Here is a 12,407-nt window from a genome sequence, read left to right as displayed (position 1 = left end):
TGGTTATTTTGAACCAAAAACACCATATTCATTACCTCCTGTTCGCTTGTTAGGAGAGGAATTCCACAGCGCTGTGTGGTCGGGGGAGCGGATTCCCCATACTAGCCGCTCTCCCTCAGTCTGCCCGCACGCTCTTCACTCCCTCAATCTTGGTGATCTCATCAATCAACTCGGTCAGCGTCGTCTTTTGCGGCAATCGGACGGTGAGAGCAATTTCCAGCATGCCCGACATTTCCTCATCTTCTTCCACATTCACTTTGCGTACACTTCCACCCTTCTCCGAGATCAATGTGAAGAGTTGTCCCAACTTCCCCTGTTCATCCTTTACATGGATATGAAGCAAACAGAGATGACGTTTGCGAATCAAAATTTTCTCCATCCTGGTCAATAACTCCAAGCTGACCAAGGCAAAAACCGTGGTCAACACAGCCCCGAACATAAATCCCGCCCCTACCGCCAGGCCGACGCCGGAGACCACCCACAAAGACGCCGCCGTCGTAAGCCCCGATACAGAGGCACGATGTCGCAAGATGGTTCCTGCACCCAAAAACCCGATCCCGCTCACCACTTGTGCACTTAAACGTGCGGGGTCAAACCGCACTTGTTCTTCATCCATGTAATCGGTAAACCCGTAAATGGAAATCAACATGATGAGCGCCGACCCCAGACTCACCAGAATATGTGTCCGAAAACCGGCTGGGTGATTGTGCCGCTCCCGCTCCCAACCGACAAGCCCTCCCAACAGTCCAGCCATAAACAGGCGCCACGCGATGTCCCAGTATGGAATCACCCACAATTGCCCCATGGCATCCTCTCTCCTCTTCACTGTGATGATTCAACTGCCGGACGCCAGACGGCCGCTTGGCCGCCGGCAACATCTTTCCCCGTTTATCCTAGCCTGTTCCTGTGCAATTCATAACGAAAACGTAAGTCGACGTCCATCAACCAACCAGGCATCTTATAAACGGTTGACTAACGACGGGAGTTCGGAAAAAGTTGACAGGATCATGTCGGCCCCCTGCAACTCTTCCTCCCCTCCAAACTGCGGAAAGCCGGTATATCGGCAACCGATGACAACCAAGCCGTTTTCCAAGCCTGCCCGCACATCGGATTGTCGGTCCCCAACCATGTACCCTTGTGTAATTCCATGAGTTTCTTTACAAATCCGAACCAAGTCCACTTTGGTTTCCGTTTCATAGTCTCCTGCTGTATAAATTCCCTTAAATAAAGAAATTAATCCTTTAGAACTTAAAGCACCACGCACATATGGGCCCACGCCGTTGCTGGCGATGAATAAAGACCACCCTTGATCAATCAACTGGGGTAGCGTTTCTTCTACTCCTGGATAACATTGGCCCACCCCCTGCTCAAACAACTCCAACTCTTTGGTCAACATCAACTGATCAGCGGTGTGGCGAACCTCTTCACTCGCTTCAGGCAACAAGGTTTCCCACAGTTCCTCATGTGTCATGCCAAACACTGATTGAATTTTTTCATCCGAGGGAATCTCCCCATCATACAGCCCTTCCTTGCGCAACTGGACAAATGTTTCCCGAAAGGCGGGTACCCCCACTTTTTCTGTTTGAAACAAGGTGCCATCCAAATCAAAAATGATTGCTTTCATATTATCTCCTCTTTCCGTTTTCGCATTAGTTGTGACCCAAGTGATGGGAAGCCCACTAAAACACCATCCCTATAAAAAGGACTAATTAGAGCATGCCCCCTGCACGTTTATATTTTATAGCCAAATTCCCATGAAAACATGAAAGATCGGCTTCACAACGAAGGAATAAAGCGGGGCAACCCTTAGAACGGTTGGGTTGCCCGTTACAAGCCTATTACCTGCGATAAATACAATTGACAAAACTGTGACGAAAATATAAAATTTAAAATACTGAAACACCCTTTGGGAAAGAAGTCGTCCTCCATGAATAAGCTTCTTCTCATGCTTACTGGCACAGCTTTGCTTTGGGACGCTTCAATGCGGTTTCCATTGCAGGCTACTCCCCCCTGGACGGCTTCCATGAACAAAGGTGTGTTTTTCCCCATTCTCAACTTTACAACCACATGCCATGGGCGAGTTGCGCCGATGGTTTTTTATTTTCTTATCCTCAGTCCTCCCCATCTTTTCCCTTCAGGTCATTTCGTCCCTTTTTGTTTACAGATTGCTAGGCCTACGTCATGATAGATTAAGAAATAGTACCGAACGTTAATTTCCAGATTGGGAAAACGGTGGGCGTATCTGGTGAATCAAGTTGATATGGAAGAAGCGGCGGAAAAACTTTTCTCGATAAGCGCCGATGCACAAGTGAAGCGAATGAGAAAATGGTTTTGGAGCCACTGGCCTATTCATCAGACACCCCCTGGAATCGCCCTACCCTTTGCCACAGATGGACATGCTATAAAACGGAGTGGTAACGTTGCGATACAAACAAATTAAATGGTTGATTCTCACCATCCCGACTGTCGTGGTTGGGGTGTGGGAATACGTGCGACACGAGTTTCTCTTGCCGTACATCTCCATGGATGCGGGCAACATACTGACGCCTGTCATCGTATTTTTGGTCACTATCACACTATTGTTGCACCTGTTTTTAGTGTATGAAAAAATGCAGGAGGATCTGAAAAAAGAACGGGCGGAAAAAGCCGTGTTGCAAGAAAGAGAACGGATCGCCAGGGAATTGCACGACGGCATCGCGCAAACCCTATTCTTGTGCTCGGTACAATTGGATAGGCTCAAACTGAAATACAACGATGGGGAACTAAATCAGGTGCACAAGCACTTGCGTCTCATCCACGACGATGTGCGCCAATCCATCTACAACCTCAAACACTCTTCCAGTGAAGCCTCCCATGTGTGGCATGAGCGGTTGGTTCACTGGCTCGATCAGTATCAGCTTGACACGGGCCTCCGCTTGGAAGCCCATATCGACTTGAAGGAAGAGCAATTAACCCCTCGTGAAAAAGTGGAGCTGTTCCACTGTATTCAGGAAGCCCTGACTAACGTCCGCAAACATGCGGAAGCCGAACACGTCTCCTTGCGGTTGGAATCCCGTCCGTCAGGATGGGCGTTAACAGTGGTTGATGATGGCAAAGGTTTTACTGATGACCCTTTTCAACATCATGACCGCTTCGGTTTGAAGATCATGCAGGAACGAGCCCACAACATGAAGGCTGATTTCAGCATCACACGGGAACATGGCAAAACGAAACTCCAAATCATTTCAGCAGGAGGGGATTTGAGTGGCTGAGCCTTGCCGGATCCTCATTGGAGACGACCACAAACATGCCCGCCAGGCCATGCGGATGATCATCGAGCAAGACCCTTTTTTTGAATTGGTGGGGGAAGCACAAGACGGTTATGAAGTGGTGAGGTTGGCAGCTGAGTTGATGCCCGATATGGTGTTGATGGACATCAACATGCCGGGACTGAGCGGCCTGGAAGCGACGCGGTTGATCAAGGAAGCATATCCCTCCATCAAAATCGTGATGGTCACGGTATCTGATGATGCGTCTGATCTGTTTGAGGCACTGAAAAAAGGGGCACAGGGTTACCTATTGAAGAACTTGAATCCTTCGATTTGGCTCACCTATTTACGATCCATCGTGGCCGATGAGGCACCGATGCCCAAAGAAATCGCCAGCCGGATTTTGCATGAATTTACCCCCTCTCCAACCAAGGCTCCCGCTTCCACAAACTTAACCAGCCGTGAACAAGAGATTCTCACCCATGTGGCCAAAGGATTGAGCAACCGTGAAATTGCGACTGCCTGCACAATCTCGGAGTATACAGTGAAAAACCATTTAAAAAATATCATGCAGAAATTGCATTTGCACAACCGGGTGCAATTGGCCCGCTTCGCCGTTGAACAAGGATGGGTTTCCCAACGGTTTCAGGGAGATCGTAATGAAAAATAGCCCGAAAGAGGGATAGCCAAACTGCAGGGAAAGGCTGACAATAGAGGTTGAGCTTTTTTGGAAGGTTCAGAAGGGAGAAAGCAGGAATGAAACGACATACGGCTATGTTATTGGTGGGACTCCTGACCTTGTCTGGGGTATTGACCGCATGCCAAACCGACACGAAGCAGACCCAACATCATCAGCACCATACACAAACCACCCAATCCACGCAGTTGAATATTACCTTTCAAACAGATCCAGCCCATCCCGACAAGGACAAGCCTGTGAAACTCATTTCTCATATCACAGCCGACAAACAACCTGTCGAAGATGCCAAAGTGGAGTTTGAAGTATGGAAACAAGGTGCCAAACACGAAATGATCGCAGCCCAAAAAACGAAGGGCGGCGTGTACCAAGCTACTCACACCTTTAATGAAGAAGGACAACATGTAGCGGTTGTGCATGTGACGACACCGGCAACCCACCAGATGATCAACGCCACTTTTGTCGTCGGCAATCCCAGCGCATCCCATCACGGCACCGCCAGTGATCACAAGAGCAATCTTCACTTACACATCGAAGCACCAACTGATGCCAAGGCTGGCACACAAGTGCCTATCACCGGACACGTCTCCAAAGCAAACAAGCCTTTTACCGATGCAAACGTCCAATTTGAGTATTGGCGTGAAGGGGATGACAAGCACTTGTTTTCCGATACAGCCGAAACCAAAGCAGGCCATTATGAAACAGGGCTCACCTTTGCCAAGCCTGGCACCTACCAACTCAAGTTGCATGTGGAAAAAGACAGTGAACATGACCATACCACACGAACGATCACCATTAAATAAAAATGAAAGCCACAAGCATTTCCACAACAGCAAACTTTTGATAAAATAAGCCAAACGGGATTATATCCCGTCACCCAACAAATGAGCTAATTCCACTTACGAAAGAGGAACCGCCCAAATACAGGCGGCTCCTCTTTTGTTTCTTGGGATTGATTTACCATCGCATCCATCTTTTTACTGGATTTGTTCCAACGGCACTTGGCCTGTCACATACACCATGTAACACAAAAAAGCGATCAATCCGATATACGCAATGCCAAATGCCCAGCGCGTCTTGGGAGAAACACTGTAATATTTCTCATCTCGATTAATTGCTCCGATCCGTTCCGGTGTGTATCTCCCTTCCAATATCATTCGCACCACACCTTGCTCCTCAGTGGTGGTCTTAACCAAATTTAACTCATGCAATTCCCCTTGCATTTCAAAGGTGGCGATGGTGCCCAAGCCAGGGAACTCCACTGCCACTTTGTGGCTTTGATCTTCCAATTCACAATACTGAACAAACGGCAATGGGCGACGATGGTCTTCCCCGGGAATCCATACACCTGCCTCAGAAAACTTCTGTTCTTCGATTTTGGCCTCGATTTGAAACAAACTCGGTTTTGCTTTCCGCTTCTTGCGTCCGTATGTAGACCATAATTCAATAACAAACATAATGTAAATGATTATCAAGAGAATACTTTTCGTCCATATGATTAGCGCCGCACCCAAGATCAAGCCTAGTCCCCACAGCCAGCGCGTCACAGCGGTGACGATGCGACCGCCGTCCAAGGGATGTACCGGGATCATGTTAAACAAATTGATCATGAAGCCCACCACGGCAACCGCCACCATCATGGGAGAATCCAGCCACAAACCCAATCCATAGCAGGCGAGGGCCCCCAACGTTCCCATCAGAGGACCACCATAAGCGATAAATGCTTCCGTCGCTGCGTCTGAAGGCTGGCGCTTCATCGTAATCAGCGCCCCTAAGAACGGGATGAACGACGGCGCCGAAACGGGAAGGCCTTTGAGTCGAGCTGCCCACACATGCCCCATCTCATGGATGAATATCATCATGACCAGCCCGACAGCAAACTCAAAGGGGTAGATCAAGGCATAACCGCCGATCGACACAAACATCGAAACCAATGTCCCGCCGAATTTTCCAAGTTTCAACAACGGCAACAAGGCCTTCAACTTCCCGCCTAAACTGAGAAGCAGCACCCCCACTCCGCCCAGCCATGATATGAACCGGTTTCGCTCGCCCTTCTTCTTCTCCCCTTCCACAATCTCTTGCCTCCTTTAAACCAATCATGACTACCTTTTTCCCTCTTTCCATAAAATTATGCAAAAAAATAAAGGGCAACCATCCACCCCATCTGGGCACCAAAAACAAAAAATTGCACCCTATTAAGAGGTGCAATTTGTAAATTGGTGGAGCTAAGCGGATTCGAACCGCTGACCCCCTGCTTGCAAGGCAGGTGCTCTCCCAGCTGAGCTATAGCCCCATATGTAATTAAAGACAAGAATTATATTACTATCCGCATAGGCGAAAGTCAAGCGATTTTGGGAAGCCATACAGCCTAAAAAAAGCCGGCTCTATTGAGCCGACTATTCTTCTTCTTTTGCCTTCTCCTTGACTTCTGTGCTGGCTGGCACCGGTGGGAAATCTACTTTTTCCAGCTCCATCTGCAATGAAGGAACCTGCACCACCACCGGGGGCAACGCCTCACTATACGGGGCGAAAGAGAAAAACGCACCGATCCCAACAATCGCAACCAACCAACCCATCCGGCGGTTATTGTTTTTTCTCATCGGCCTTTTCCTCCTTCTTGGTGTCTGTTTTTTGCGGCTTAATCTGCTGGGCTTTTTTGATCGCGTCTTGAATCAGTGAGTTGTTTGCATCAATCTGATAAGCTTTTTCCAACACGCTGAGGGCATTCTCCTTGTCTCCCAACGCAATGTACGTCAAGCCAAGCTGATATTGATAGATGGCATTGTTCGGCTCCAACTCAGCCGCTTTCAACGCTGCCGAGTTGGCAGATTTAAAGTTGCCATGCAAATAATGAGCCAACGCTTTGTAATATTGCCCCTTAGGGAAACGTTTTTCCTTATCCACCGCATCATTAAACGCACGATAAGCCCGTTTGCTGTATTCGGCCATCTCTTCTTCCCTTTTCTGAGGGGTTAGCGAAGTATTTTTGGAGACTTGCTCCCATTTTTTCAGGTAGAGCACGCCCAATGTGAGATGGTACTCCTCCTGCTTCCGATCAGCATATTTTGCCGCCTTTTTGGCCTCCGTGATCGCATCGTCCAGCTGGCCCTTTATGTTTAAATACACGGCTAAATCGTGATAATAGCGGGGCGTCTTCTTGCTGACGATGGTAGCGTAACGAAGAGATTGAATCGCTTTGTCATATTGTTTCAAAGCCCCATAAATCTTGCCTTGATGATAATAATATGAACCAGCCCCTGGATTCAGCTTCACGGCGCGGTTCGCCGCTTCCAGCGCCCCAGTGTAGTCCTTCAGGTAATAAGAGAAAACCGACAAATCGTCAAGTAATTTGGGTTCATCAGGGAATTCGGCAACAGCCGCTTCCAGCACCACTTTCCCCTTATCATATTGTTGGGCCACGCCATACATATTGGCCAAGTTAATATAGTACTCTTTTTTCCCCAGATCGGCGCTCAACGCCTTGCGTCCCAGTGCGATCGCTTGCTCCAACTGTTTGCGGTCATATGCCTGGTTGGATTGTTGATAATAAACAAACGCCTGTTCAGCATCCTTCTTCACGGAAGTATCAAGAATTCCGCCAGCGGCCAGCACGTCTTCCGCCGAATCACCACTTAACCACATGAACCCCCCAACAGCCACCGCCAACGCGGCTACGACACCAAGCAACACGACGATAGGACGGCGTGCCCGTGGACGTTGTCCCACCTGCTTCCGTTTCTCCGCTTGCTTCCCTTTCACTGGTCTGGGAAGGGTTTCTTCTTTTGTCTTCTTGGTTTCTACTTTGGCTGGCAATACTTCGCTTGCCGACTTGGATTTTTTTTGCTTTTTTTCTTCGTACTGCTCAGCCCAACGCCAAAAATCCCGCACTCTTGGCCGTTTCAGCGGATCAGCCGACAACGCGCGCTGAATCAGGCTTTCCAATTCCAACGACATATCTTTCCGTGTCTCTTTCACCGGTTCCACTTTGTCGACTTTGTCATCAACTCGCTTGCCGGTCAACATCTGGTACAGCACTTGGGCCACTTTCTTCACATCTTCCGTTTCCCGGCGTGCCAACCCAAACAGACGCTTGGGGCCGCCAAACAAGAACCGGACTTCTCCAGCAGAGGTAATCATCATGTTTTGCGGGTCAATCAACGCAAACTGCTCTTCATCATAACACTGCATCAAATGGTTGGTGACCGTCTTCAAAATGCGCGCCACTTCATCCATCGTCAGTGGAGCACTACGCATGAGATAGACCCCAAACAGGATGCCCTCCATCTTGTTAAATACCTGATACAGCTTCCCGTCTTCCAAAAACACTTCCTGAATCGGAAAAAACATTTCCTGATTCCGCGACATCAACTCATCCAATTCATAATCAGCCGGTTTTTTCTTCATGTTGACCGCATGGATGAAACGAGTTTGCCCGGCATCTGGGCCTTCCTTCTTCACCGTTGTGTAATAAAGTACCCCTTCGACGAAGGGAAACACACTCGTGATCTCATATGTACCCTGAATAATATCGCCTTTCTGTTTAAACTCACTCATCACGCTCTCCTCCAACTTTTACCCTTCGTTCTGCTAACCATTCCAGGAAATCAGCTGTTTCAGCGATGGTCGGTCGTTTATGGAGATCAAATGAACATGTTCGCTCGATCCACTCATCCAATTCTGGCGGACACTCTTCACAATAGGTGGAAATCGGCGGAATCGTCAAACCGACGCCTATGGGATTTTTCCCAGTCAACATTCTATAAATCAATGTCCCCAATGTATAGGAGTCGACTAACTGATTGGTTTTCTGATCCACTTGGGGAGCCAGTCCTTTAGGTAGCGTCCCCCACGCTCCTCCGTACAAAAAGCGGATTGCCTTACCGGGAGTCAACAACACATTTTGCGGATGGATGATCGTCAATTGCTTCTCTCCATACAACCGTAACAGGTGATTAACGATTCCCCGCGCGATCCAGACTGTTTCTTCCAAGTTTAGAGGAGAATGCTGAATTAAATGATGAGCAAGGAGGTTTCCTTCCAAACGTCGAAATACTTGATACAAGACCCCGTCTTCCACAAACACTTCCTTCACCGGAAAAAATACGGACTCGTCGCGTGCCAAAACCTCTTCCGGTTCCACTTGGTGCGGCATCGCATCCAGCTCCAGGGCATGGACAAACCGCTTGCAAACGATCCCCGAGTCTTGATGCGCTTCCGTATAATACAAGGTGCCGATGACAAATGGAAATGTTTTGAGTACACGGTACGTCCCGTTAATCATCTCCCCTTGTTCCTTCAGCTTCATACAGCGCTTCCCCTTTAAATCTGATTTTCACTTTTTTCAAGTTCCGAACCTACTACCGTTTATTCTAACATGAACCCATTCGCTAGAGTAGGCATTGCGGCGAGTTCATATATCTTTAAAGGGATTTATGTCTAACAAATAGAAATATTTCTTTTTGTACTCAAATAAACCCGATACCCGCTTCTGCTAATTAGCAACTTGATTTACCATATACCCCCAAAAACAAGTATATTCCTCTTCTCTCCCCAGATTTATCATAATTGCCTGTCTAATGAGCAACCCGACAGCACAAGCCATCACTCATGTAAAAACAGGCAACGAAGTGGTTGCCTGTTTTTATGTATCGCGCGAGTCAGCAAATTCTCCTGTGATATGATACAATTTTTAGAAAATAGATCATTTATACAAGTGGGAGCGTGACAATGTGGGAGATCTTGAATTTAAGCATGCTGTAGAAACCACGCTCAAAGTCATCGGTGGGAAGTGGAAATTGGTGATTTTGTGCCATCTGTTGGACGGAGTCAAGCGCTTCAGTGAGTTGAAACGCAGCATGCCCAACATCACGCAAAAGATGTTGACACAACAACTGCGAGAGCTAGAACAAGATGGCCTGGTTCATCGCCAAGTATATTCTCAAGTGCCTCCCAAAGTAGAATATTCCTTGACGGAATATGGGAAATCGATTAAAGAAGTGCTGGATGTATTAAATGGCTGGGGCAGACGGCACCGTGTACGCATGAAACTTCAAAAATAATAAACACTCCCCCAACGGCGTTGAGGGAGTTTGGCATTCTGTCCTGCTTTAGTTGAGATTGATCCACACCGACTTCACTTGCGTATACAAATCCAAAGCATAGCTGCCCATCTCTCGCCCGAATCCAGATTGTTTATAACCCCCGAATGGAACGGACGCATCAAATACATTGTAACAATTCACCCAGACCGTTCCCGCCTCCAACGCATGCGCCACACGATGCGCTTTGCTGACATCCTTTGTCCACACCCCAGCCGCCAAGCCGTACTCGCTATCATTTGCGCGGCGAATCACATCCGCTATCTGATCTTCATCGTCAAACGGCATCGCCGCCACAACCGGCCCAAAAATCTCTTCTTTCGCAATGGTCATATCGGCTTTCACATCGGTAAAAATGGTCGGCTGTACAAAATACCCTTTTGAAGACAGCGGTTGCCCCCCGATCAACGGCTTGGCGCCTTCCGCCTTCCCTTTCTCCAAGTATTGGGAAACGCGTGCGAATTGCTCATCGGACACCAACGGACCCATCTCCGTCGTTTCATCCAGGCCAGGGCCCTGCTTGATCTTAGACGCATATCCGGCCATATCAGCCAAGAAGTTATCGTACACCTTTTTGTGCAAAAACAGCCGGGAGCCTGCACTACATACCTGTCCCTGGTTAAAGAAGATTCCCCTGAGTGCCCCGGGAATTGCTTTTGAGAAGTCAGCATCCGGGAAAATAATATTTGGCGATTTCCCGCCCAATTCCAAGGAAACCCGTTTCACCCGATCAGCCGCCTGACTCATGATCAGTTTGCCGACTTCCGTCGATCCGGTGAAAGCCACCTTGCGAATTTTGGGATGCGCCACAATCGCCCCTCCCGCTGTCGGGCCAAATCCCGACAGGATATTGACAACTCCCTCGGGGAAGCCGGCTTCTTGGATCAATTGGCCTAAGTAAAGCGCCGACAACGGCGTTTGCTCTGCCGTTTTCATAACCACCACATTGCCAGTCGCCAATGCCGCTCCCAACTTCCATGCCGCCATGAGCAACGGGAAATTCCAAGGAATAATCTGTCCCACAATACCGATCGGCTCGTGCCGGGTATACGAGAAGAAATTGTTGCCAACGGAGTTATCAATCACTTGACCGTGGATTTTGCTAGCCCACCCCGCATAATAACGGAAATGATCCACCGTCAGCGGTATATCCGCCGCCCGCGTCTCCTTGATCGGTTTCCCATTGTCAAGCGTCTCCAATTGGGCCAAGGCTTCCGCATGCTCCTCAATCAAATCGGCCAGGCGCCACATCAGCCTCCCCCGCTCACTGGGAGTCAGCTTCGACCAACGCCCCTCGTACGCCCGTTCAGCCGCTTCCACTGCCGCATCCACATCAGCGCTGTCCGCTTCATACACCTCCGCCAACACTTCCCCGGTTGCCGGATTCCTCGTGGCAAACGTCTTACCTGACAACGATTCCACAAACCGTCCTCCGATAAACAGCGGCTTCGGCTTCCCATCCAAAAAAGCTTGCACACGCGGGTCCAATGGAACAGAAGACTTTCCTTGCATCCCAACGCCCCCTTCAAAAGGATATGACAGAACGACAGCTTTCACTTCCATTATATCTATATGAAACATTCAGAAAAATACGCACCTTAAAGGAACCAAGTATCGATAAAGGTACATAGTTCCCATAAGGAAACCCTAATGATAGGAAAGGTGTTAGATCGCCAGCCCAAGTTTGCAGAAAAAAAAGCCTCCTCCAGTGTACAGGAGGAGGCTATTAATACTGATGTCAACTATCATCCAGTTCTATAAAAGCACTTGATAGATGGTAGTAACATCAGATGAGATATCTTTTATAAATAACGATCCACATCGATTTCATCCATTTTCACTCTCGGAATGGCCATCGCTTCTTTTACTTTGTTATTTTTGTCGTAAATGACTACAATTCCTACTGATTGTCTTTTTAAATTGCCATAAAACCCAATCGTTTCTCCAGTATCTTTGTTGATTTCTTTAATCAAACGATAAACATACTTCCCAAAACTGTTTTCCACTTCTTGTTTCTCTCTTCCCAAATAAGCAAATGCTGCTACGTATTCCTCACGGAGTTTGAATGATTTACGGGCTACTTCATCTTCGAGATATTCAATATTGACCAATCGGTCATTAGCATCATAGGCAAATTGATAAATACCACACTCATCTATTAAGCCATAGGTTACTTTCATACCTTGTTGGGTTTTCTCCTCTTTGATTTTTTTTAGCCCATAAATCCTCCCCAAGTTTTCTTCTACATTGATTCGATAATCACCCAGTTTGATAAACTTCAACATAAAAGATCCCCTTTAACATGCGGAATATCTTTTTTTCTCTTGGTTGAGCAAACAGACTTAAACGCACCATAACGGAACA

The 12,407-nt window shown here is 47.9% G+C and carries 13 protein-coding genes and 1 tRNA gene; 5 read left to right on the top strand and 9 right to left on the bottom strand.

Annotated elements, in window-relative coordinates; all coding sequences use genetic code 11:
- Positions 1-115: 115 nt before the first annotated feature.
- Both NYR52_RS01025 and NYR52_RS01020 read right to left on the bottom strand, forming a co-directional pair.
- The gene (locus NYR52_RS01025; protein ID WP_022738819.1) at positions 116-805 is read right to left on the bottom strand and encodes an MgtC/SapB family protein; all 690 of its coding nucleotides are present in this window, start codon (positions 803-805) and stop codon (positions 116-118) included.
- A 153-nt stretch (positions 806-958) separates the two neighbouring features.
- Positions 959-1,624 (bottom strand): HAD family hydrolase, encoded by a 666-nt coding sequence (locus NYR52_RS01020; RefSeq protein WP_259436141.1) that lies wholly within the window; start codon positions 1,622-1,624, stop codon positions 959-961.
- Between the two features lie 621 nt (positions 1,625-2,245).
- Between NYR52_RS01020 and NYR52_RS01015 the strand changes: the two genes are divergently transcribed.
- The 4 genes from NYR52_RS01015 to NYR52_RS01000 all read left to right on the top strand — a co-directional run bounded on the left by NYR52_RS01015 (position 2,246) and on the right by NYR52_RS01000 (position 4,748).
- On the top strand, positions 2,246-2,440 hold the full coding sequence (locus NYR52_RS01015) for a hypothetical protein (RefSeq protein WP_132223202.1): 195 nt from the start codon (positions 2,246-2,248) through the stop codon (positions 2,438-2,440).
- Positions 2,421-3,251: a sensor histidine kinase gene (locus NYR52_RS01010; protein WP_259436140.1), complete on the top strand. Its 831-nt coding sequence runs from the start codon at positions 2,421-2,423 to the stop codon at positions 3,249-3,251. Before NYR52_RS01015 ends, NYR52_RS01010 begins: the two co-directional genes overlap by 20 nt.
- On the top strand, positions 3,244-3,918 hold the full coding sequence (locus tag NYR52_RS01005) for a response regulator (protein WP_259436139.1): 675 nt from the start codon (positions 3,244-3,246) through the stop codon (positions 3,916-3,918). Before NYR52_RS01010 ends, NYR52_RS01005 begins: the two co-directional genes overlap by 8 nt.
- Before the next feature lie 86 nt (positions 3,919-4,004).
- The gene (locus tag NYR52_RS01000) at positions 4,005-4,748 is read left to right on the top strand and encodes a FixH family protein (RefSeq protein WP_259436138.1); all 744 of its coding nucleotides are present in this window, start codon (positions 4,005-4,007) and stop codon (positions 4,746-4,748) included.
- Between the two features lie 174 nt (positions 4,749-4,922).
- On the opposite strand, the gene NYR52_RS00995 is transcribed toward NYR52_RS01000, so the two are convergent.
- The 5 genes from NYR52_RS00995 to NYR52_RS00975 all read right to left on the bottom strand — a co-directional run bounded on the left by NYR52_RS00995 (position 4,923) and on the right by NYR52_RS00975 (position 9,250).
- Complete coding sequence (locus NYR52_RS00995; protein ID WP_259436137.1) at positions 4,923-6,017, bottom strand: site-2 protease family protein; 1,095 nt, start codon at positions 6,015-6,017, stop codon at positions 4,923-4,925.
- Between the two features lie 145 nt (positions 6,018-6,162).
- Positions 6,163-6,238 (bottom strand) — tRNA-Ala (locus tag NYR52_RS00990).
- A 103-nt stretch (positions 6,239-6,341) separates the two neighbouring features.
- On the bottom strand, positions 6,342-6,545 hold the full coding sequence (locus NYR52_RS00985) for a hypothetical protein (RefSeq protein ID WP_102991300.1): 204 nt from the start codon (positions 6,543-6,545) through the stop codon (positions 6,342-6,344).
- On the bottom strand, positions 6,529-8,499 hold the full coding sequence (locus tag NYR52_RS00980) for a tetratricopeptide repeat protein (protein WP_132223187.1): 1,971 nt from the start codon (positions 8,497-8,499) through the stop codon (positions 6,529-6,531). The genes NYR52_RS00985 and NYR52_RS00980 overlap by 17 nt, the downstream gene beginning before the upstream one ends.
- A complete protein-coding gene (locus tag NYR52_RS00975) occupies positions 8,492-9,250 on the bottom strand; it encodes a serine/threonine-protein kinase (protein ID WP_022738808.1) in 759 nt (252 codons plus the stop codon). The genes NYR52_RS00980 and NYR52_RS00975 overlap by 8 nt, the downstream gene beginning before the upstream one ends.
- A gap of 424 nt (positions 9,251-9,674) precedes the next feature.
- On the opposite strand from NYR52_RS00975, the gene NYR52_RS00970 reads away from it, so the two are divergent.
- On the top strand, positions 9,675-10,004 hold the full coding sequence (locus tag NYR52_RS00970) for a winged helix-turn-helix transcriptional regulator (protein ID WP_132223184.1): 330 nt from the start codon (positions 9,675-9,677) through the stop codon (positions 10,002-10,004).
- Positions 10,005-10,052: 48 nt separating this feature from the next.
- Here NYR52_RS00970 and NYR52_RS00965 read toward each other — a convergent pair whose 3' ends face one another.
- Both NYR52_RS00965 and NYR52_RS00960 read right to left on the bottom strand, forming a co-directional pair.
- Positions 10,053-11,555 carry an aldehyde dehydrogenase family protein gene (locus tag NYR52_RS00965; RefSeq protein WP_259436136.1) on the bottom strand — a complete coding sequence of 501 codons (1,503 nt, stop codon included), beginning with the start codon at positions 11,553-11,555 and terminating at the stop codon, positions 10,053-10,055.
- Positions 11,556-11,845: 290 nt separating this feature from the next.
- The gene (locus NYR52_RS00960) at positions 11,846-12,328 is read right to left on the bottom strand and encodes a hypothetical protein (RefSeq protein WP_259436135.1); all 483 of its coding nucleotides are present in this window, start codon (positions 12,326-12,328) and stop codon (positions 11,846-11,848) included.
- Between the last annotated feature and the right edge of the window lie 79 nt (positions 12,329-12,407).

Source organism: Laceyella sacchari (assembly GCF_024927925.1).
In the GTDB taxonomy this organism is placed as follows: Bacteria; Bacillota; Bacilli; order Thermoactinomycetales; family Thermoactinomycetaceae; genus Laceyella; species Laceyella sacchari.
Note: the sequence above shows the minus strand (reverse complement) of the source record. Positions and strands in the feature narration are given on the sequence as shown.

What these genes read in the sequence shown, in the direction of transcription:
- NYR52_RS00980 (WP_132223187.1), bottom strand. Translation starts at nt 8,499, where the DNA reads ATGAGTGAGTTTAAACAGAAAGGCGATATTATTCAGGGTACATATGAG.
- NYR52_RS01025 (WP_022738819.1), bottom strand. Translation starts at nt 805, where the DNA reads ATGGGGCAATTGTGGGTGATTCCATACTGGGACATCGCGTGGCGCCTG.
- NYR52_RS01000 (WP_259436138.1), top strand. Translation starts at nt 4,005, where the DNA reads ATGAAACGACATACGGCTATGTTATTGGTGGGACTCCTGACCTTGTCT.
- NYR52_RS00965 (WP_259436136.1), bottom strand. Translation starts at nt 11,555, where the DNA reads ATGCAAGGAAAGTCTTCTGTTCCATTGGACCCGCGTGTGCAAGCTTTT.
- NYR52_RS00985 (WP_102991300.1), bottom strand. Translation starts at nt 6,545, where the DNA reads ATGAGAAAAAACAATAACCGCCGGATGGGTTGGTTGGTTGCGATTGTT.
- NYR52_RS01020 (WP_259436141.1), bottom strand. Translation starts at nt 1,624, where the DNA reads ATGAAAGCAATCATTTTTGATTTGGATGGCACCTTGTTTCAAACAGAA.
- NYR52_RS00960 (WP_259436135.1), bottom strand. Translation starts at nt 12,328, where the DNA reads ATGTTGAAGTTTATCAAACTGGGTGATTATCGAATCAATGTAGAAGAA.
- NYR52_RS00975 (WP_022738808.1), bottom strand. Translation starts at nt 9,250, where the DNA reads ATGAAGCTGAAGGAACAAGGGGAGATGATTAACGGGACGTACCGTGTA.